This is a genomic window from Pseudomonas sp. HP_08, assembly GCF_055284095.1.
Genome location: NZ_JBTOQC010000034.1, coordinates 1 through 20863, shown reverse-complemented (window position 1 = coordinate 20863; position 20863 = coordinate 1). Strand labels below are relative to the sequence as shown.

The window sequence follows — 20863 nt, the reverse complement described above, 5'->3', positions numbered from 1 at the left end:
ATGACCACAAAAACCCAGAAAAATCTGCATAAGAGCACTCCCCAAAAAACAAGCACCGCTCCAGCATTAATGACATGGTCCGTTAAACGTATCAACCTTCCGCGCCCAGCCATAATAAAGCTACCATTCGCTTTCTCCTGCATTCCCATAATAATGTCAAGCTATGTAGCTTACCTTTTATGGAACACCCTCAGCGAAAACTATGACGTTGTTCTAATAGCCGGAGGAACATCGACAGCTGTCATATTATTCCTTCTTAAGGCCATGCTACAAAAATCCAATTTCCACTACCGTATCCATGCCCACCAAGGCGAAGTCGACTACCAGCTTCACACCTCAAAATATGCAGGTGATATCTTTATCGGCATCGCCATCATGCTGATTTTCCTGTTTATCCTGCTTGCCATTTTCACAGGCTCACTGCTCTTTCTTTTGGGAACGATCATATTCATCGTTATCCCGGCCACGAGGCTGCTGAAATGGGAGCCGCCTGCAGCACAACATGAAACAAGCATGCCATGGATAAAACACCACTTCGTTACCGTCGACCGCAAACACCTGATCATCGTGGTGCATACCACCGACACCACCACCGGCTTCAAAGCCCGCTTCCCCAACAAAGAACTCTTCGAACAATACCTCGTCTTCCTGCACACCGCCGTTGCGCCGCAAGCCGAATTTACCGAAAAAGTCTGGGAGTGGTAAAACCAAAAAACCCACGCCACCCGCCTCAGCCGATAACGTGGGTTCTCCCCTATTCTCACCTCAACGCGCGTTAGCCACCCGCCGCAAGGCATTCAGTGTCGGATCCTGCGCTGCAGCAACAGGCGTCTCATGCTCCCCCACCTTGACCCCCAACAACCCTAATAACCGCGCCCGAATCGCCTGAAAACCCGGCTGGCTACTGTCGCGCTGGCGTGGCAGGTCAACGTGGATTTCGTCGGCGATCTTGCCGTGGGCCAGGACGATGACCCGGTCGGCCAGCAGGATCGCTTCGTCGACGTCGTGGGTGACCAGCAGCACGGCCGGGGTGTGTTTGCGCCACAGATCGATGATCAACTGGTGCATGCGGATGCGGGTCAGTGCGTCCAGCGCGGCGAAGGGTTCGTCGAGCAGCAGCAGTTTCGGTTCGCGCACCAGGGCGCGGGCCAGGGCGACGCGTTGTGCTTCGCCGCCGGACAGGGTCGCGGGGAAGGCGTTGATGCGGTGCGACAGGCCGACTTCGGTCAGCGCCGCTTCGGCGCGAACCTTGGCGTCGTCGCTGCGCAGGCCGAGCACGACGTTTTTCCAGGCGCGCTTCCAGGGCATCAGGCGGGGTTCCTGAAACACCGCTGCACGGGCTTTGGGCACGCGCAGTTCGCCGCCTTCAATGCTGTCCAGCCCGGCCAGGCTGCGCAGCAAGGTGGTTTTGCCCGAGCCACTGGCGCCGAGCAAGGCGACGAATTCGCCGGCGCCGATGTCCAGTTGCAGGTTGTCGATCACCCGTTGTTCGCCGAACTGGCGCACCACATTGCGCAACTGCACCGCAGCAGGGACGGCCGGGTGGGCGGCGGGACGGGTGGTCACAGGATCCAGCACATCGATAGCGCTCATGTTCAGTTCCTCACGAAGGTGGGTCGCCAGGCCAGCGCATGGCGCTCCAGCGTGCGGATGATGCCGTCGATCAACAGGCCCAGGACGCTGTAGATCAACAGGCAGATGACAATCACATCGGTGCGCATGAAGTCGCGCGCATCGCTGGCCAGGTAGCCGATGCCGGCGGTGGTGTTGATCTGTTCGACGAATACCAGCGCCAGCCACGAGATGCCCAATGCGTAGCGCAGGCCGACGAAGAACGACGGCAAGGCGCCCGGCAGGATCACGTGCCAGATCAGTTCGCGGCGGCTCAGGCCGAGGGTGTTGGCAGCTTCGATCAGTTTCGGGTCGATGTTGCGGATGCCGGAGAACAGGTTGAGGTACACCGGAAAGGTGGTGCCGGTGACGATCAGCGCGACCTTGGTGAATTCGCCGATGCCGAACCAGAGGATGAACAGCGGCACCAGCGCCAGTGAAGGAATGGTGCGCAGCATCTGCATCGGCGAGTCGAGAATCACCTCGCCGCGCTTGGACAGTCCGGTGAACAGCGCTGCGGCCACACCGATGGCCACGCCGATGCTCAGGCCCAGCAAGGCGCGCTGCAAGGACACCCAAAGGTGCCCGGCCAGCTCGCCGGAGGTGATCATTTCCCACAGGGTGCCGCCGATCTGCGAGGGCGCGGCAATGACGCGGCTGGGCAACAGGCCGGTCTGCGACGCCAGCTCCCAGAGCACCAGCAGGGCCAGCGGGCTGAGCAGACGCAACGCGAACGCCGGCACTTGCCATTGACGGCTGTTTTTACGCGTTCCGGCCTTGGCCGGGTCTGGCTTGCTGATGGTCAGAAAGCCGGCGTTGACGGGGTCGAGGGTCTTTTCAGACATAGGCACATCCTTGGTGAGCAACCCGGACAAAACCACCCGAGCACAGGAGGGCCAATGCTAAGCGCATAAAAAACAGGCGTGAAATTCTATTTGGAAATAACCTAATAGTTAAAAAACCCTGATTATTATCATTTTTTATAATGCGTATTTTTTATAATTAACTTAGACCCAATTGGAATTTCACAGCCACCGCCTGCGCACCTTAAGGTGCCCGCCAGCAGGTTGGGGCCACACGCGCCCTGAGCACCCTTCTTACTCAAGCCGCGCGGCAGGAGATTTCATGAGCATCGAATTCATCGGTTATATCGGCACACAACCCGGCTCGGAGATTCATCCGCGCAGTGGCCCGACCATCCAGCATGAGTACGTCGCCAAGGTGGCCAAGGCTCACGAAGACGCAGGTTTTGACCGGGCGCTGGTGGCCTATCATTCCAACAGCCCGGACAGCGCATTCGTGGCGGCCCACGCGTCCAGCCTGACCACACGGCTGAAGTTTCTGGTGGCTCACCGTCCTGGTTTTATCGCGCCCACCGTGGCGGCGCGGCAGTTCGCGACGCTGGATGCGTTCAATGGCGGGCGCACCGCCGTGCACATCATCACCGGCGGCAACGATCAGGAACTGCGCGCCGACGGCAGCCATATCGGCAAGGACGAACGTTATGCGCGCAGCGACGAATACCTGAGCGTGCTGCGCCAGGAATGGACCGCCGAAGCGCCGTTCGATCACAAGGGCGAGTACTACCACGTCGAAGGTGCGCACTCGCAGGTCAAGTCGCCGCAGCAGCCGCATATTCCGCTGTACTTCGGTGGTTCGTCAGCGGCTGCGATTGCGGTGGCCGGCAAGCATGCCGATGTCTATGCCTTGTGGGGCGAAACCTACGAGCAAGTGCGCGAAGTGGTCAAACAGGTGCGCGCAGAAGCCGCCAGGCATGGCCGCACCATTCGCTTCAGCCTGTCGCTGCGCCCGATTCTGGCCGAGACCGAAGAACTGGCCTGGGCACGCGCCGACAGCATTCTTGAACGTGCCACGGCGCTGGCCGAAAGCAATGGCTTTGTGCGCAAGGACCCGCCGAACGAAGGCTCGCGCCGGCTGCTGGCTGCGGCGGCCCAAGGCGCGCGTCTGGATAAGCGTCTGTGGACCGGGATTGCCGGCTTGCTGGGCGCCCAGGGTAATTCCACCTCGCTGGTCGGCACAGCAGAACAAGTGGCCGAAGCGTTGCTGGACTATTACGACCTGGGGATCACCACCTTCCTGATTCGCGGCTTCGACCCGCTGGAGGATGCCATCGACTATGGCCGCAAGCTGATCCCGCTGACCCGCGAACTGGTTGCACAGCGCGAGCGCGAAGCGCAGGAAAAGGTGGCTTGAAACGCCACACGATCCCCGTAGTAATACCGATTAGTTAAGGACAACACGGCCCCGTAGGAGCGCGCTTGCCCGCGACCGGCTGCGTTAGCAGTCGTAAATTTGTGGCGTTTACACAACTTTGCGAGCGCTACGCACTCGGTCGCGGGCAAGCGCGCTCCTACCAGATGTCGGCGTAGGTCCTATGCAGCCGCTGATACCTGCTTCAGCGACTGCGCCACCAGGTTGCCGAAGGCTTCGACCGGGCCTTGCAGGTTGCCTAGGAAGCGCGGGTACACCAGCCACAAGTCCATCACCGGCTTGAAATCCTTCAAGGCCATGATTGCCAGTTGCTCACGGTGCGCGCTGCGCTCCAGCAGCGGGCGTGGCACCAGGCCCAGGCCCATGCCGTCGGCAACCAGGCCCAGTTGCAGCTCGGTGCCGAAGGTTTCCAGGTTGACCTTCAAGCCCAGGCCCTGATCGGACAACGTGCGCTGCAAGCCGGCACGGAAGCCGCAACCGTCCGGGTTGAGCACCCAGCCCTGCTGATAACAATCAGACAGTTTGCCGGCCTTTTTCGGCAGGGCGTCGCGGGCGCAGACCACCACCAGTTCGATCTTGCCGATCGACTCGCCGAGGATGTTGTCGGGGAAGATCTTGCCGGCCGGAAACAGCGCCGCAGCGGCATCCAGCTCGCCATTTTCGATCTTGCCGATCAGGTTGCTGCCCCAGCCGGTTACCACTTGGGCACGCAGGTCGGGGAAGGCACCGCGCAGTTGCTTGAGCGCATCGAGCAACACCACGTCGCCAATGGTCTGCGGTACACCCAGACGCAACTGGCCGCTGGGCGGTGTGTCGCTGGCGACCAGCTCGCGCAGCGAGTCCATCTCGCGCAGGATCGCCAGGCATTTCTGGTAAACCTGATTGCCCATCGGCGTGGGTTTGAGCGGCTTGGTGTTGCGATCGAACAGCTCGACCCCCAGCGCCTGCTCGAAATTCTGCACCCGCCGGGTGATGGCGGGCTGGGTGAGATCCAGCGACTCAGCGGCATGGCTGATCGACTGACAGCGGATCACAGCAACGAAGGCATCGATATCATCAATTTTCATTCGAACCGCACATAAAGGCATAAAAGGAACATAGGCAAAAAGCATAGTGCGATTCGCCGTTTCTGGATAGTCCGGCGCTCGACCAAGTCGCACTCTTTTCGCGCACCACGGCCTTGGCCAACATCACCACATATGCAGTACAGCACGCACTTTCAGGCTTCAAAAGAGCGTTTCGTTATATGCTAATCATAAAAAAATAGCATATTAGATGACCCTATTATGTTTATATCCATCCATGCCTCAACACAGCCTGGTAATGGACATGTCACATACTGCACACCCCGAAAGACTCAGGGCCTTTATTGGCGCACTGGCCGAGCTGGTCGACAGCAACCCGCATGAAAGCGACCTGCTGCATCGCGGCGGCAAGCTGCTCTCGCAACTGGTCAGCTTTGATGACTGGTTGCCTGAAGAGTTTGCGGTGCCGGACCCGACCCGCTACCAGCAATTTCTGCTGCATGCCGACTCGCGGCAGCGCTTTTCGGTGGTCAGCTTTGTCTGGGGGCCAGGCCAGAGCACGCCGATCCACGACCACCGCGTCTGGGGCCTGATCGGCATGTTGCGCGGCGCCGAGTATTCGCAAGGCTATGTGCGCACCGCCGACGGCCGCCTGGAGCTTGAAGGCCCGGCCATTCGCCTGGAGCCGGGTCAGGTCGAGGCGCTGTCGCCGCGCAGCAACGATGTGCACCAGGTCAACAACGCCTTCGACGATAAAGTCTCGATCAGCATTCATGTTTACGGCGCCAACATCGGTGCCGTACGCCGTGCGGTGTATCTGCCCGACGGCACCGAGAAACCGTTCATCTCCGGCTATTCCAATGCCTTTCTCCCCAACATCTGGGACCTGTCCAAAGAAGTGAGCCAAGCACGATGACTACACATGCAACCCGTTCCTATACCGACATTCGCCAGGCCTTGCTGGAACGGCAAGAACTGGCCCTGGTCGACGTGCGCGAAGAAGCTCCTTTCGCCGAATCGCACCCTTTGTTTGCCGTGAACATCCCGCTGTCCAAGCTGGAGCTGGAAGTGCTGGCGCGCATCCCGCGCAAGGACACCGCCATCACCGTTTATGACAACGGCGAAGGCCTGGCCGCGCTGGCGGTAGAGCGTTTTCAAGCGCTGGGCTATGTCGATGTGAAGCTGCTTGAAGGCGGCCTCAAAGGCTGGGGCGATGCCGGTGGCGAGCTGTTTATCGACGTCAACGTGCCGAGCAAGGCCTTTGGCGAGCTGGTCGAACACCATCGCCACACGCCGTCGCTGGCCGCCGAAGAGGTCAAGGCATTGCTGGACGCCAAGGCCGATGTGGTGGTGCTCGACGCACGCCGCTTCGACGAATACCAGACCATGAGCATTCCCACCGGCATCAGCGTGCCGGGCGCCGAACTGGTGCTGCGTGCCCGTGAACTGGCGCCGGACCCGGCCACGCGCATCGTGGTCAACTGCGCCGGGCGCACGCGCAGCATTATTGGCACCCAGTCGCTGGTCAACGCCGGCCTGCCCAACCCGATCAGCGCGCTGCGCAATGGCACCATCGGCTGGCTGCTGGCCGGCCAGACCCTGGACCACGGCCAGGCACGGCGCTTTGCCGAAGTCAGTGAAGACACCCGCGAAACCGCAAGCGCCGATGCCCGTCGCGTGGCCGACAAGGCCCGGGTAAAACGCGCCAGCCTGAGCGAGCTGCACACCTGGCAAGCCGAGGCCGCACGCACCACTTACCTGTTCGATGTGCGCACCCCGGAAGAATTCGCCAAGGGCCATTTGCCGGGCGCACGCTCCACGCCGGGCGGCCAGCTGGTGCAGGAAACCGATCACTTTGCCAGCGTACGCGGTGCACGCATCGTGCTGGCCGATGACGACGGCGTGCGCGCCAACATGTCGGCTTCATGGCTGGCCCAGCTGGGCTGGGAAGTCTATGTGCTCGACGGCCTGCAAGCGGCGCAGTTCACCGAGACCGGCGACTGGGACGCGCCCTACCCCAACCCGCCGCAGGTCGAAGAAATCAGCCCCGAGACGCTGGCCGAATGGCAGGCTCAGGACAACGTCGCCGTGCTGGATTTCACCGCCAGCGCCAACTACGTCAAGCAGCACATTCCCGGTGCCTGGTGGACCTTGCGTGCCGATCTGGAAAACGCCGTGGCCAAGGTGTCGGCGGCCGAGCGCTATGTGCTGACCTGCGGCAGCAGCCGCCTGGCGCGCCTGGCGGTGGGCAAGGTGCAGGAACTGACCGGCAAGCCGGTGTTTCTGCTCAATGGCGGCACCGCCAGCTGGATCAAGGCCGGGTTGGCGCTGGAGCATGGCGAAACCCGTCTGGCCTCACCTCGCATCGACCGCTATCGCCGCCCGTACGAAGGCACCGATGCACCGCGTGAAGCGATGCAGGCGTACCTGGATTGGGAATACGGCCTGGTGGCGCAGTTGGGCCGTGATGGCACCCATGGGTTCTATGTGATCTGATGATCCACTCTCGTAGGAGCCGCTTTAGCTGCGAAGAGTACACCACCGTTTTGTGGCGTCTGCTTCCCGACTAAAGTCGGTCCTACGAGAACGAGGCGAAAGCATATTGCCCAACCTTTAAATTACAAAAAATTATATTAACCAAAAATATAATCAAACAAATACATAATTAGCTTATAGCCAAAAGTTCCTTCCCTCCCCGTTCTTATAGGCATAACTTCAATTCAAGACCGACCCCCAGCCTGGCGGACGTCCTCCAATCGCCTGCTGCACGGTCTTGCCATGACCTGCTCGACTCGACGACAGCAGCGCCAGATGCGTGCAATCACTCGACAATTTTCAGGAGCAGTCTCATGAGCAAGCAACGTCATTTGAAACTCGGCGCCATGGTTCACGGCGTCGGTCATGGCTGGGGCGAATGGCGGCATGCCGATGCCCAGCCCGATGCCAGCGTCAATTTCGGTTTCTACAAGCAACAGGCGCGGCTGGCCGAAGACGCCAAGTTCGATTTCGTGTTCATTGCCGACAGCCTGCACATTCATGAAAAATCCAGCCCGCATTACCTCAACCGCTTCGAGCCGTTGACCATTCTGTCGGCGCTGGCCGCGACCACCGAGCACATCGGCCTAGTGGCCACCGTGACCGTGAGCTACACCGAACCCTTCCAGGTCGCGCGTCAGTTTGCCTCGCTGGACCACATCAGCGGCGGCCGCGCCGGCTGGAACATCGTCACCTCGTGGCTCAGCGGCACCGCCGATAACTTCGGCAAGAGCGAGCACCCGCCACACGCCGTGCGCTATCGCATTGCCAAAGAGCATGTCGCGGTGGTCAAGGGCCTGTGGGATTCGTGGGAAGACGACGCCTTTACCCGCGACAAGCAGACCGGCGAGTTCTTTGCGCCCGACAAACTGCACACGCTCAATCACCAGGGTGAATTCTTCAAGGTCAAGGGCCCGCTGAACATCGCCCGCTCTCGTCAGGGCCAGCCGGTACTGTTCCAGGCCGGTACCAGCAACGACGGGCGCAACTTTGCCGCTGAATATTCTGATGCGATTTTCGTCCATGTCGAGTCGCTGGAAGACGGCATCGCCTACGCCAGAGACCTGAAGCAACGTGCTGCCGGCTTCGGCCGCGACCCGCAGGCGTTGTCGATCCTGCCGGGCATCCGCCCGATTGTCGGGCGCGATGAAGCCGAGGTTGAATCACGCTTCCAGCAGGTGGTGGACCTGGTCAGCATCGAAGACGCCATCGTCGCGCTGGGCCGTCCGTTCAACGACCACGACTTCACTCAATACCCGCTGGACGCGCCGTTCCCGGAACTGGGCGATCTGGGCGCCAACAGCCAGAAAGGCGGCTCTGACCGCATCAAGCAACTGGCCAGGGACGAAAACCTCACCCTGCGTGAAGTCGCGCTGTATTTCTCGCGTCCGCGCCGCGACTTTGTCGGCACCCCGGAGCAAGTGGCCGACACCGTGCAAACCTGGTTCGAACAAGGCGCCGCCGACGGTTTCATCATCAACTCGGTGCTGCCCGATGGCCTTAAGTATTTCGCCGAGCTGGTGGTGCCGATCCTGCAGCAGCGTGGCCTGTTCCGTACCGAGTATGAAAGCCAGACCCTGCGCGAGCACTTTGGCCTGCAAGCGCCGGTCAACCGCCACACCGCTGCCCGCCTGAACCAAACCACTGAAGAGGAAGCCGTGGCATGAGCCAGTCCCTGAACCGTCAACTGGCCGATCTGCATGCCGAGCGCGTCGCCAACTGGGCGCCGGAAGTGCTGCAGGTCAACATCAACCAGCGTCAGCACCTGGTCGACAGCGCCGATACCGAGCGCTTCGTCAAGGCCGGCGATCACATCGAGCCGTTCGAGCTGCTCAAGGTCGAAGGTGGCACCCTGAGCCGCGATCAGTTGCTGGAAAACGGCGCGGCAGTGCTGGTGTTCTTCCGCTTTGCCGGATGCCCGGCGTGCAACATCGCCATTCCGCATTACGATCGGCAACTGGTGCCGGCGCTCAAGGCGCTGGGCGTGCCGCTGGTGGCGGTCAGCCCGCAGGTGCCTGAGCGCCTGATCGAGATCAAGCAAAAGCACACTCTGCAATTGCAGGTCGCCAGCGACAAGGACAACGAGCTGGGCCGCCGCCTGGGGATTCTCTACAGCTTTGATGACGCGTCGCGCCAGGCAGCGCTGAGCAAGGGCAAATCAATCGGCGAAGTGACCGGCACCGGAACATGGGAACTGCCGCAACCGACCGTGGTGGTGCTCGATGCCGAGGCCCGCGTGGTGTTTGCCCAGGTCAGCCCCGACTGGCTGGTGCGCACCGAAGCCGAGCCCATCCTGCAGGCGGTCGAGCTGGCCCTGGCGGCTCGTAAGACCGCAGCGGCCGTCTGAACGCGCCATCACTTACTGCGCAAGGAACCGCACATGAGTCTCACAAGCCTTCGTCAGCGTCATGACGAACCCGAATCTGCCGAGGCGTTCAGCGCCAGGCTGGCGAGCATCACCGCACAACTGGCGGCGACCGCCGAGCGTTACGACGAGTCGGGCGAGTTTCCGCATGAAAACTTTCGCCTGCTGCACGAGCACGGCCTGCTGGGCCTGACCGTGCCGCGCTCGCTGGGCGGCGGCGGTGCCGATCTGCCGCAGGCTTTGCAGGTGATCAGCGCCGTGGCGCGGGGCGAGCCGTCGACCGCGCTGGTGCTGGTCATGCAGTACATCCAGCATGCGCGCCTGCAAGACAGCCAGCAGTGGCCCGAACACTTGCGCCAGCAGGTGGCCATCGAGGCGGTGCGCGACGGTGCGCTGATCAACGCCCTGCGCGTCGAGCCGGACCTTGGCACTCCGGCACGCGGTGGCTTGCCGGCCACCACCGCCCGGCGCACGCCGGAGGGCTGGCGCATCAGCGGGCGCAAGATCTACTCCACCGGCAGCCACGGCCTGACCTGGTTTGGCGTGTGGGCACGCAGCGATGATGAAGACCCGCTGGTGGGTACTTACCTGGTGCACAAGGACACGCCGGGTATCAGCATCGTCGAAGACTGGGATCACCTGGGGATGCGCGCGACCAGCAGCCATGAAGTGATCTTCGACGATGTGCTGGTGCCGCTGGAACATGCGGTCAGTGTCAGCCGCTGGAGCGCGCCGCGTTCGGAGCTGGACCCGGCCGGCATGCTGTGGATGTCGGTGTTGCTGTCGGCGGTCTACGACGGCGTGGCGCATGCCGCACGCGACTGGCTGGTGGCGTGGCTGGAACAGCGCAAGCCGTCCAACCTCGGCGCCTCGCTGGCCACCTTGCCGCGCTTTCAGGAAGTGGTCGGCAAGATCGACACGTTGTTGTTCGCCAACCAGAATTTGCTGAGTACCGCAGCCCAGGGCCTGGTGCCCACCCAGCATGCGGCGCAGATCAAATACCTGGCCACCGACAACGCCCTGCGCGCGGTAGAGGTCGCCATCGAAGCCAGCGGCAACCCTGGCCTGTCGCGCAGCAACCCGCTGCAACGTCATTACCGCAATGTGCTTTGTGCGCGGGTCCACACGCCGCAGAACGACGCCGTGCTGCAAGGCATCGGCAAGGCTGTGTTCGCCAGCCGCAACCCTGCCTGACCTTACGCCTCAACCTGAAAAGCCAAACGGCGCCCCTGCAGATTGCAGCGGCGCCGTTTGGCGTTCTGGTGCGCGGGTAAAGATGCCAGCAGCACATTTTTCGTCTGAAAATTCACAAAAAATGGTCAAATTGTAGGACAACCCTTAAGCCAATCTCTTAAATGGCCATTTGCATCCTCAAGCCCCACAACCGCCTTTGACACCATGGCTGTCTTGACTCTGCGCAGATTCAACCGGCGCTTCAGTCAACCCGAGAGCCGGTTTCATCTGTCTGGTGTACCAGATACCCACTGGTCGGCTTAGGGGTTATCCCGATATTGACGTCAAATTGCCATCGCTATCATCGCCATACTTTTAGATAATCGAATGGATGCGAGGATGGTGATCTATCTTGCTTTATGGGCCGGCCTCGCTCTCGCTGCAACCGGACTTGCACTGACCCATACCCTGGTGGCCGCCTCAGGGCTGGTGATCATCGCCATCGCGACCCTGAGCCTGCACCTGCGCGCGCCTGCCGCCGCGCCCGCCCGCGAAGACAGCGTCGACTCCGCCGACACCGTCCCCGTTGCTCCCGATGTACCTGCGCTGCTGCACAGCGTGGTGCCCAGCTGGAGCGACAGCATCGCCCAGAGCCGGCACTTGCTGCAAAGCAACATCGGCGACCTGTTCGAGCGCTTCAGCAACATTGCCAGCCGCCTGGAAGGCAGCCTCGGCAACTCGGAAAACATCCTGGCCAATGGCGGCGTCGGCAGCAGCCTGCGCGATGCCAACCAGCGCCTCAAGGAAGTCACCGATGCGTTCCAGGCCAGCAGTCAACGCCAGCACAGCCTGATCGAAACCATCGGCCAGCTCGGCAATTACACCGGCCAGTTGCAGCAGATGGCCAAGCGTGTCCAGGAAGTCGCCAGCCAGACCAACCTGCTGGCCCTGAATGCCGCCATTGAAGCGGCGCGTGCCGGCGAGCATGGCCGGGGGTTTTCGGTGGTGGCCGACGAGGTGCGCAAGCTCTCTTCGTTGTCTGCCGAGACCGGCCAGGGCATGGACGCCAAGGTGGTGGAAATCAATCACGCCATCGCCTCGACCATCACCGCCGCCACTGCGCTGGGCGAAAGCGAGCGCAGCAATCTGGCGTTTCTCGATGGCTCGGTCAAACAGGTCATGGGCCATCTGGAAAACAACCTCAACGAGCTGTCCGACGCCTCACGCATCCTGCAGAACGACGCCCGCGATACCCAGCACGATATCCAGGCCATCATGGTCAACCTGCAGTTTCAGGATCGCGCCGATCAGATGCTCGATCACGTGCAAAGCGACCAGCAACAGTTGCTCAGCGCCCTGCACGACCAGGACGCCAGCCTGCACGACCCGCGCGCCTGGCTCGAACGCCTGCGCCAGCGCTTCACGACCGAAGAGGAACGCCACGGGCGAACCGCAACCCCGGCCAATGAAGTGACATTTTTCTGATTGCCCTTCTTCTGTACGAGACCTGACACATGGCCAAGACCGTAATGATCGTTGATGACTCTTCTTCGATGCGCCAACTGGTGAGGATGAGCCTGACCGGCGCAGGCCATCAGGTCATCGAGGCCAGCGATGGCCGCGATGCGCTGAACAAACTGACCGGGCAGAAAATCAACCTGATCATCAGCGACGTGAACATGCCCAACCTGGATGGCATCGGTCTGGTCAAGGCGGTCAAGGCGCGCCCTGAATACCGCTTCACGCCGATCATCATGCTCACCACCGAAAGCGAGCAGTCGAAAAAAGCCGAAGGCCAGGCCGCCGGTGCCAAGGCCTGGATCGTCAAGCCCTTCCAGCCCCAGCAGTTGCTCGCGGCGGTCGAAAAGCTGATGGGGTAAGCCCATGTTTTCGATCACTCCTGCAACACCTGACCACCCTGCACTGATGCAGGTAAGCGGCGACCTGACCATCTATGAAGTGCAGCAGGCCCATGAACAGCTCATGGGCCTGCTGCCGGGCGACGCCCTGGCCTGGCAACTGGACCTGTCCGGTGTCGCCGAACTGGACAGCGCCGGCGTGCAATTGCTGATGGCCCTGCACACGGCCTTGTCGCTCGAACAACCGGCCACCGTGCTGGCCGCCTCGCCGAGCGTGCTGGAGCTGGCCGGGCTGCTGGCCCTGGATGCTCTGCGTCCCGCCGCCCTGGCCGAGGATTGAACAATGCTCAGCGCCGATCAATGGAACCAGCTATTGCAGGGCTTTCTGGATGAAGGCCGCGACCTGCTCAAGGACGCTGAAGACAGCCTGTTGCGCCTGGAAACCCGCCCGGACGACGACGAGGCGGTCAACCAGTTGTTTCGTGCGGTGCATACCCTCAAAGGCTCGGCCGGCATCTTTTCGCTGACGCCATTGGTGGGCCTGACCCATCACCTGGAAAGCCTGCTGATGTCGGTGCGCGACGGGCAGCTGGCCCTGACCTCGCCGATGACCTCGCTGATCCTCAATTGCATGGACGAACTGCGGGTCATGCTCGAAAGCGTCGATGCGGCCACCGGCGAACTGCAGGCCGATGAAGCGCGCCAGGCGCCGCTGCTGGCGGCATTGGCGCAAGCGCAACACCAGACCGCACCCGACATTGAGCCTGAGGCTGAGCCGGCGCCGTTACCGCAGGACAGCGACAGTGGAGCGCTGCGTGACTGGCAGATCACGATAGGCTTTGCTCCTGAGTTGTTCGAGAACGGCTTCGACCCGGCCGCCTTTGTCCGCTACCTGAAAAAGCTCGGCAGCATCACGCGCATGGTCACTCGCACCCCGAACCTGCCGGCGCTGCACGAACTCAACCCGCACCGGTGTTATCTGGCGCTCGACATCGGGCTGAGCAGCGCGGCCACTCGCCAGGAAATCGAAGATGTCTTCGAGTTCATCCAGGACTTTTGCAGCCTGCGCATCGAAACCCTGGATGAGCCTCTGCCGCCGGCGTTGATCGAACCCTTGCCGGTAGCCAGTACGGCGCTGGTGCAGAGCCCGGCACCCGGCGTTCAGCCCGAACGGGCGTCCGCCAGCACGAGCAGCACGAGCAGCACGACCAGCCGCGACCGTCGCCCTAGCGAATCGGCGATGATCAAGGTCTCGGCCAGCAAGCTCGACGAGTTGATCAACCTGGTCGGCGAGCTGGTCATCAGCACCGCCGGCGCACAGATTCAGGCGCGCTTGTCCGGGGACACTCGCTGCATCGAAAGCACCCAGGCGGTGTTCCAGCATGTCGAGCAGATCCGCGACAACGCGCTGAAGCTGCGCATGGTCGAGGTCGGTGAAACCTTCAATCGCTTCCACCGCGTAGTGCGCGATGTCAGCCAGGAGCTGGACAAGAAGATCCAGCTGACCATTCGTGGCGGCGAGACCGAACTGGACAAGTCGGTGATCGACAAGATCGCCGACCCGCTGACCCATCTGGTGCGCAACGCCATCGACCACGGCATCGAACCGGCCGCCGAGCGGCTGGCGGCCGGCAAGCCGGTCGAGGGCAACCTGAGCCTGAATGCCTATCACGACTCCGGCATGATCGTGCTGGAGATCAGCGACGACGGCCGCGGGCTCAACACCCAGCGCATTCTGGACAAGGCCATCGCCAAAGGCATGGTCGAACCCGACGCGGTGCTGTCCGAACGGGACATTCATGCGTTGATTTTCGAACCGGGTTTCTCGACCGCCGAGCAAGTGTCGAACCTGTCGGGCCGTGGCGTGGGCATGGACGTGGTGCGCAGCGCCATCGATCAGTTGCGCGGCCTGATCGAGATCGATTCGGTGGCAGGCTTTGGCTGCATCTTCCGCATTCGCCTGCCGCTGACCCTGGCAATCATCGACGGCTTTCAGGTCAGTGTCGGCGACGAAAGCTTCGTCATCCCGCTGGACATGGTCACCGAATGCATGGAGGCCAACGAACAGGCGCTGGACAAGGGTTATGGCTATCTGAACCTGCGCGGCCATCCGCTGCCGTGCATTGCCCTGGACAGCCACTTCGGCCTTACGCCCAGCCCTTCACGGCGGCGCAACATCGTGGTGGTCAGCCAGGGCCGCCAGCAGGCCGGGCTGGTTGTCGATCAGTTGCACGGCGAGTTGCAAACGGTGATCAAGCCGCTGGGCACGATGTTCCAGCACCTGCGCGGCATCAGCGGCTCGACCATTCTGGGGTCGGGCCAGGTGGCGCTGATTCTCGATATCCCCAGCTTGCTGCGGCACTTGCAAACGCACGCTGAAACCCAGACCCCGACACCGCCCGGCGTGGCCAACGCTTACTAACGATTACAGCCTTTCAGGAGATCGACCATGCAGTTCATTCGCAATATGAAGATAGGATTAAGGCTGACGCTGGGCTTTCTGGTGGTGGTGCTGCTGACCGGCATCATCGGGGTGATCGGCATCCGTAACCTGGATCAGGTCAACCAGCTTTCCGACCGCATGTACGACGTCGATGTCGAAGGCATGACCCAGTTGCAGGAGGCCAATATCCAGTTGGTGATCGTGGGTCGCTCGCTGCGCGGCGCCTTGCTGGCCACCACCGCGGCCGACCGGGAAAAACTGCTGGTCACGACCCTGTCCGCCCTTGAGCTGACACGCCAGCTGGTTGCCAAGGGCCGCGAAAGCTTCTTCACCAAGGAGAGCCTGGAAAAATTCGACCAGATGAACGCGCCGCTCGCCGAATACGAAGCGCAGGTCAAGCAACTGGTCAGCGTCAGCCGCCAGACCGCGCAGTTGCAGGAAGCCAGTGAAATCACCGCGCTGCTGCCAAAGGCTGTGGCCAGTGGCGACGTTGTCGACCTGATGCTGGGCGACCTGGTCGAACACAAGAAAACCCGTGCCGGCGAAGCCAACAAGCAAATCACCAGCATCGCCGAAGATTCGCGCGTGCAAATGATCGGCCTGATCATCGCCGCCACCCTGCTGGGCATCCTCATCGGCGTGCTGGTCACCCGCAGCATCACCAAGCCGCTGGGCGGCGCCGTGGAAGCGGCCAACCGCATGGCCGCCGGCGACCTGAGCAAGGACCTGGAAATCAACAGCAAGGATGAAACCGGCCAGTTGCTGGGCGCCATGCAGAACATGGCGGTGCGCCTGCGCAGCATTCTCGGTGATGTGCGCAGCGCCGCCGATGCGTTGTCGTCGGCCTCCGAGCAAGTCAGTTCGACCTCGCAATCGCTGAGCCAGGCGGCCAACGAACAGGCCGCCAGCGTCGAGCAGACCAGCGCCTCGGTCGAACAGATGTCGGCGTCGATTTCGCAGAACACTGAAAGCGCCAAGATCACCGATGGCATCGCCGGCAAGGCCGCCAACGATGCGGTGCAAGGCGGAGGTGCGGTGAGCGACACAGTGCTGGCCATGAAGCAGATCGCCGACAAGATCAGCATCATCGACGACATCGCCTACCAGACCAACCTGCTGGCCCTGAACGCCGCCATTGAAGCGGCGCGTGCAGGCGATCACGGCAAGGGCTTTGCCGTGGTGGCCGCCGAAGTGCGCAAGCTGGCCGAACGCAGCCAGGTCGCTGCCCAGGAAATCGGCCAGGTGGCCTCCAGCAGCGTGCAACTGGCCGAACAGGCCGGCCGCCTGCTCAACGAGATCGTGCCCAACATTCAGAAGACCTCGGACCTGGTGCAGGAAATCACAGCCGCTTCCCAGGAGCAAAGCGGTGCGGCCGGGCAGATCAATATCGCCATGGGCCAGATGAACCAGATCACCCAGCAGAACGCCTCGGCCTCAGAAGAACTGGCGGCCACCGCCGAAGAAATGAACGCCCAGGCCGGGCAATTGCAGGAACTGATCGGTTTCTTCCGCTTCGACGAGAACGCTTCAAGCCGTCCCTTGCCGCGTATCAACGACAGCCACTCCGGCACGCCGGCGTCCTGGTCGCGCGGCAAGAGCCAGGTCGATGAAGGCCAGTTCGTCAGTTTCGGTTGACGGAGGCCGCCCATGAACCTTGCCCAGAAAAACCTGCCCGGCCTGCATGTGGCTCACGCCGATGCCAGCCATGTCGAGAGCGTCCAGCACTTGTCGTTTCGCGTGCGCGAGGCGGCCTATGCGCTGCCCATCGACCTGGTGCGCGAAATCATCGAGTACCACGACGTGACGCCGGTGCCGATGATGCCGGCCTTCATCCACGGCGTGCTCAACCTGCGCGGCAACGTCGTGCCGGTGCTCGACCTGGCGGCGCGTTTCGGCTTCGAGCTGACCGTGGCGACCAAACGCACCTGCATCGTGATCATCGAGCTGCACCTTGAAGACCATCAGCAAAGCATTGGTCTTGTGGTCGATGCGGTGGATGCGGTGCTCGATATCGACCCGCAGCACGTGGTGCCGCCTCCGCCGTTCGGTGCCGGGATCCGTACCGACTTCATTGCCGGCATGGCCCGTAACGAACAGACTTTCACCATCATTCTGAACATCCCGCAAGTGTTGTCCCTGGACGATATCCGCCAGCTCAGTCTTGCCGCTGTCAAGGGAAGCTGAGATGTCCGATGCACTGAAAATGCCGGCGCTGGGCGACGCCGAGTTCCGGCATTTGCAAAAACTCATGGCCGATGCGTCCGGCATCCAGATGGCCGCCAACAAGCGCCCGCTGGTGGCCGGCCGGCTGATGAAACGCCTGCGGCACTACCGGCTGGGCAGCTTCAACGAATACCTGCGCCTGATCGAACAACCGCTGTATCGCCAGGAACGACGGCTGGTGGTCGACCTGTTGACCACCAACGAAACCTACTTTTTTCGCGAACACCCGCATTTCGATTTTCTCGCCAGCTGGCTGACCCGCCAGCGCGGCCCGTTGCGGTTGTGGAGTGCGGCGTGTTCATCGGGTGAAGAGCCCTACAGCATGGCCATGGTGATGAGCGAGCACGCCACCACCCGCGACTGGTCGATCACCGCCAGCGACCTGAGCCTGAGCATGCTGCACAAGGCCCATGAGGCGATCTACGACATCAGCCAGGCCAAGTATTTTCCCGAGGGCTGGTTGCAGCGTTATTGCCTGAGCGGCGTCGGCGACATGAGCGGTCGCCTGCGCATCCAGGCCGCCCTGCGCGAACGCATCACCCTTCGCGAGGTCAATCTGGTGCAACCCTTGAGCGAGGATCTGGGCCTGTTCGATGTGATTTTCCTGCGCAATGTATTGATCTATTTCGACAACGAAGAGAAGAAACGCATCGTGCAACGCCTGGTGCATCAGTTGCGTCCTGGCGGTCTGCTGTTCATCGGCCATGCCGAAAGCATTCACGGTTTCGAGCTGCCGGTGCGGCTGGTCCAGCCTTCGGTGTACGAATGCCTGTAAGCCCTGCCCTGTTCCTGCGCCCCGGCGATTACTTTTTCGGACGCCATGACGGCCCGGTCACCACCCTGCTGGGCAGCTGCGTGTCGATCATCCTCTGGCACCCGCGCTGGAAATTGCTGGCCGTGTCGCACTATGTGCTGCCCAAAGATCCCGGCCTGCGCAGCGATGACGGACCCGGCGAGCCTTTCGACACCCGTTACGGCGTCGCGGTGTTTAAGCGCATGCACGCCGACATGCTGCGCCATGGCACCAATCCTGCCCAATACCGCAAGAGCATTTTTGGTGGCGGCACCCTCGCCGGGCTGACCGGCCGGGCCGGGCTTGCGGCGTTGCGGGTCGGCCATAACAACAGCGAGTTTGCCCGTGGCCAGTTCGAGCAGCGCAACTGGCCGGTGGACCATTGCGACCTGGCCGGCGAGCACTATCGGCGGCTGAGCATCGACGGCATGAGCGGCCGCATCGATTGCCAGCGCATGCCCATGCGGCTGCCCATCAGCAGGAGGCTGAGCTCATGATCAAGGTATTCATCGTCGACGACTCGGCACTGGTGCGCCAGGTGCTGACCGGTTGCCTGGACAATCACCCCGGCATCAAGGTCATCGGCCATGCGGGCGACCCGCTGTATGCCATCGACAAGATGCGCCGCGACTGGCCGGACGTGATCATCCTCGACATCGAGATGCCGCGCATGGACGGCCTGACGTTTTTGCGCCAGATCATGAGCGAGCGGCCAACGCCAACGCTGATCTGCTCGACCCTGACCGAACAGGGCGCGGGTATTTCGGTCGAAGCACTGGCCGCCGGTGCCGTAGGGATTTTCACCAAGGCGCGGCTGGGCTTGCGCCAAAGCCTGGAACAGATGTCCGGCGAGCTGATTCGCACCATCGAAGACGCAGCCCGCACCCGGCCAGGGGCTTTTCGCCCTCCGGCAGGGGTCTTGCATCACCTGCCGCGCACACCGGCAATACCGGCTGCCGGGCTATTGCAGACCACCGACCGGGTCGTGGCGCTGGGCTGTTCGACCGGCGGCACACAGGCGCTGGAGTATGTGCTGCGACAATTGCCGCGTGACTGCCCCGGCATTGTGATCGTTCAACACATGCCGGAGAAGTTCACCGCTGACTTTGCCCGGCGCCTGGACAGTCTGTGCCGGATAGAAGTGCGCGAGGCCAGGCATCTGGATCGCGTCCACACAGGGCTTGCACTGGTTGCGCCGGGAGGACTGCACATGCAGCTCAAGCGCAATGGCGCGCATTACCAGGTCGAAGTACTCGATGGCCCGCCGGTCAATCGTCACAAACCTTCAGTAGACGTGCTGTTTCGTTCCGTCGCCCGGCACGCCGGGGCCAATACCCTTGGGGTGATCATGACCGGCATGGGCGATGACGGTGCACGCGGCTTGCTGGCCATGCGCGAAAGCGGCGCCCAGACCATCGCCCAGGATGAAGCCAGTTGTGTGGTCTTCGGCATGCCCAAAGAGGCTATCCGCATGGGGGCTGCACAAACCGTCGAACCGTTATCCAGGGTCCCGCTGCTGATCCAGCAGTTCGGTGACCACGCTCGACACGGCTGAAGGACATTGCCGGAACTCCGGGATATCAGTACCGGGATAAGGACGTCTTCCTGTGGGCGTCCGCCAGCATGCCGGATCACCGTCCGCCTACGGGATAAAAATAACGCCGCCTATATTGAAGGACGGCATCCTCCCATGCGACACAGGCCTGACTTATGCCTTGCCGAATTTTGCTCGCCGATGACTACCCGTTGTTTCGGGCCGGTATCCGGGCGCTTCTGGAAAAACGACACGAGTACGAAATTGTCGGGGAGTCCGATGACACCCTGAGCACTGTGGAACTGGCGGTGGTACTGGAACCGGAAATCGTCCTGCTGGACATGTCGGTGGAGCGTACCGCCAGTGTCCAGACACTGGAGGAGTTATCGCTGCACGCCCCGCACAGCAAAGTGCTGATGCTGTCGATGCACACCGACTCGGACTTCGTCATGAAATGCCTGCAACTGGGCGCTCATGGCTATCTGCTCAAGAGCGCCAGCGTGCTGGAGCTGGAACTGGCCCTGCAGGCGCTGCGACGCGGCGGCCAATACCTGTCGTCGGCAGTCGTGCCGCTGGTGGTCAGCCAGGCGGTGCGAAAAAGCATGGCGCAACCGGCACGGCCGGGCAACTTCACCCTGACCGACCGCCAGCTGGAAATCCTGCGCCTGATCGCCCGCGGCGAATCGACCCGCTCCATCGCCGTAGGCCTGGGCCTGTCGGTCAAGACCATCGAAGCCCACCGCTCACAAGTCATGCACCGCCTGGGCATTCACGACATCGCCAGCCTGGTGCTGTTTGCCGTGCGTGAAGGGATTATCGAGGTGAATGATTAGGGTCTGTTGGTGCTCCAAGCGGTATTACTGGGTCAGGTTGTATGGGCTTTTTGTGCTGGCCTGTCAGAGAGGTTCCGACCCTCTTCGGGCCGGGTTACTTTGTCCTGGCAAAGTAACCAAACCGTTTGCTCCTGGTTCCGGCCCCTTCGGGGTGCCCTCCCTCCGGCATTGCTCCGGGGGTCGCCACTTAAGGCCATCCATGGCCTAAGCGGCTAACGGGCCCTCCATGGCCCTTTT

General features: G+C 61.9%; 20 protein-coding genes. 17 read left to right on the top strand and 3 right to left on the bottom strand.

The window, feature by feature from the left end; genetic code table 11:
• Entirely contained in the window at positions 1-705 is a 705-nt protein-coding gene (locus ACYAS9_RS22035) for a permease (protein ID WP_463570428.1), read from the top strand.
• A gap of 60 nt (positions 706-765) precedes the next feature.
• Here the strand turns inward: ACYAS9_RS22035 and ACYAS9_RS22030 are convergent, their stop codons facing one another.
• Together ACYAS9_RS22030 and ACYAS9_RS22025 are read right to left on the bottom strand one after the other, a co-directional pair.
• Positions 766-1593, bottom strand: a complete 828-nt coding sequence (locus tag ACYAS9_RS22030) for an ABC transporter ATP-binding protein (RefSeq protein ID WP_463570427.1) — start codon at positions 1591-1593, stop codon at positions 766-768.
• 2 nt (positions 1594-1595) lie between these two features.
• Positions 1596-2456: an ABC transporter permease gene (locus tag ACYAS9_RS22025; RefSeq protein WP_463570426.1), complete on the bottom strand. Its 861-nt coding sequence runs from the start codon at positions 2454-2456 to the stop codon at positions 1596-1598.
• Between the two features lie 280 nt (positions 2457-2736).
• Between ACYAS9_RS22025 and ACYAS9_RS22020 the strand changes: the two genes are divergently transcribed.
• Positions 2737-3825: an LLM class flavin-dependent oxidoreductase gene (locus ACYAS9_RS22020; RefSeq protein ID WP_463570425.1), complete on the top strand. Its 1089-nt coding sequence runs from the start codon at positions 2737-2739 to the stop codon at positions 3823-3825.
• 179 nt (positions 3826-4004) lie between these two features.
• On the opposite strand, the gene ACYAS9_RS22015 is transcribed toward ACYAS9_RS22020, so the two are convergent.
• Positions 4005-4910 carry a LysR family transcriptional regulator gene (locus tag ACYAS9_RS22015; RefSeq protein ID WP_463570424.1) on the bottom strand — a complete coding sequence of 302 codons (906 nt, stop codon included), beginning with the start codon at positions 4908-4910 and terminating at the stop codon, positions 4005-4007.
• A 262-nt stretch (positions 4911-5172) separates the two neighbouring features.
• Here ACYAS9_RS22015 and ACYAS9_RS22010 point away from each other — a divergent pair, with 262 nt between their 5' ends.
• From ACYAS9_RS22010 to ACYAS9_RS21940, 15 genes are all read left to right on the top strand, one after another.
• Complete coding sequence (locus ACYAS9_RS22010; protein ID WP_463570423.1) at positions 5173-5784, top strand: cysteine dioxygenase family protein; 612 nt, start codon at positions 5173-5175, stop codon at positions 5782-5784.
• Positions 5781-7364 (top strand): rhodanese-related sulfurtransferase, encoded by a 1584-nt coding sequence (locus tag ACYAS9_RS22005; protein ID WP_463570422.1) that lies wholly within the window; start codon positions 5781-5783, stop codon positions 7362-7364. The genes ACYAS9_RS22010 and ACYAS9_RS22005 overlap by 4 nt, the downstream gene beginning before the upstream one ends.
• Before the next feature lie 353 nt (positions 7365-7717).
• Positions 7718-9070 (top strand): LLM class flavin-dependent oxidoreductase, encoded by a 1353-nt coding sequence (locus tag ACYAS9_RS22000; RefSeq protein WP_463570421.1) that lies wholly within the window; start codon positions 7718-7720, stop codon positions 9068-9070.
• On the top strand, positions 9067-9750 hold the full coding sequence (locus ACYAS9_RS21995; protein WP_463570420.1) for a peroxiredoxin-like family protein: 684 nt from the start codon (positions 9067-9069) through the stop codon (positions 9748-9750). The genes ACYAS9_RS22000 and ACYAS9_RS21995 overlap by 4 nt, the downstream gene beginning before the upstream one ends.
• 33 nt (positions 9751-9783) lie before the next feature.
• A complete protein-coding gene (locus ACYAS9_RS21990) occupies positions 9784-10962 on the top strand; it encodes an acyl-CoA dehydrogenase family protein (protein ID WP_463570419.1) in 1179 nt (392 codons plus the stop codon).
• A gap of 366 nt (positions 10963-11328) precedes the next feature.
• Complete coding sequence (locus tag ACYAS9_RS21985; protein ID WP_463570418.1) at positions 11329-12426, top strand: methyl-accepting chemotaxis protein; 1098 nt, start codon at positions 11329-11331, stop codon at positions 12424-12426.
• A 29-nt stretch (positions 12427-12455) separates the two neighbouring features.
• Positions 12456-12821 (top strand): response regulator, encoded by a 366-nt coding sequence (locus ACYAS9_RS21980; protein WP_463570417.1) that lies wholly within the window; start codon positions 12456-12458, stop codon positions 12819-12821.
• Positions 12822-12825: 4 nt separating this feature from the next.
• Entirely contained in the window at positions 12826-13140 is a 315-nt protein-coding gene (locus ACYAS9_RS21975; protein WP_463570416.1) for an STAS domain-containing protein, read from the top strand.
• A 3-nt stretch (positions 13141-13143) separates the two neighbouring features.
• The gene (locus tag ACYAS9_RS21970; protein WP_463570415.1) at positions 13144-15222 is read left to right on the top strand and encodes a chemotaxis protein CheA; all 2079 of its coding nucleotides are present in this window, start codon (positions 13144-13146) and stop codon (positions 15220-15222) included.
• Between the two features lie 27 nt (positions 15223-15249).
• Positions 15250-16878 (top strand): methyl-accepting chemotaxis protein, encoded by a 1629-nt coding sequence (locus ACYAS9_RS21965; RefSeq protein WP_463570414.1) that lies wholly within the window; start codon positions 15250-15252, stop codon positions 16876-16878.
• Positions 16879-16890: 12 nt separating this feature from the next.
• Positions 16891-17427 carry a chemotaxis protein CheW gene (locus ACYAS9_RS21960; RefSeq protein WP_463570413.1) on the top strand — a complete coding sequence of 179 codons (537 nt, stop codon included), beginning with the start codon at positions 16891-16893 and terminating at the stop codon, positions 17425-17427.
• Position 17428: 1 nt separating this feature from the next.
• Complete coding sequence (locus ACYAS9_RS21955; protein ID WP_463570412.1) at positions 17429-18241, top strand: CheR family methyltransferase; 813 nt, start codon at positions 17429-17431, stop codon at positions 18239-18241.
• On the top strand, positions 18232-18756 hold the full coding sequence (locus tag ACYAS9_RS21950) for a chemotaxis protein CheD (RefSeq protein WP_463570411.1): 525 nt from the start codon (positions 18232-18234) through the stop codon (positions 18754-18756). Before ACYAS9_RS21955 ends, ACYAS9_RS21950 begins: the two co-directional genes overlap by 10 nt.
• The gene (locus tag ACYAS9_RS21945) at positions 18753-19814 is read left to right on the top strand and encodes a protein-glutamate methylesterase/protein-glutamine glutaminase (protein WP_463570410.1); all 1062 of its coding nucleotides are present in this window, start codon (positions 18753-18755) and stop codon (positions 19812-19814) included. Before ACYAS9_RS21950 ends, ACYAS9_RS21945 begins: the two co-directional genes overlap by 4 nt.
• Before the next feature lie 155 nt (positions 19815-19969).
• Positions 19970-20626 carry a response regulator gene (locus ACYAS9_RS21940; RefSeq protein WP_463570409.1) on the top strand — a complete coding sequence of 219 codons (657 nt, stop codon included), beginning with the start codon at positions 19970-19972 and terminating at the stop codon, positions 20624-20626.
• Positions 20627-20863: the final 237 nt, after the last annotated feature.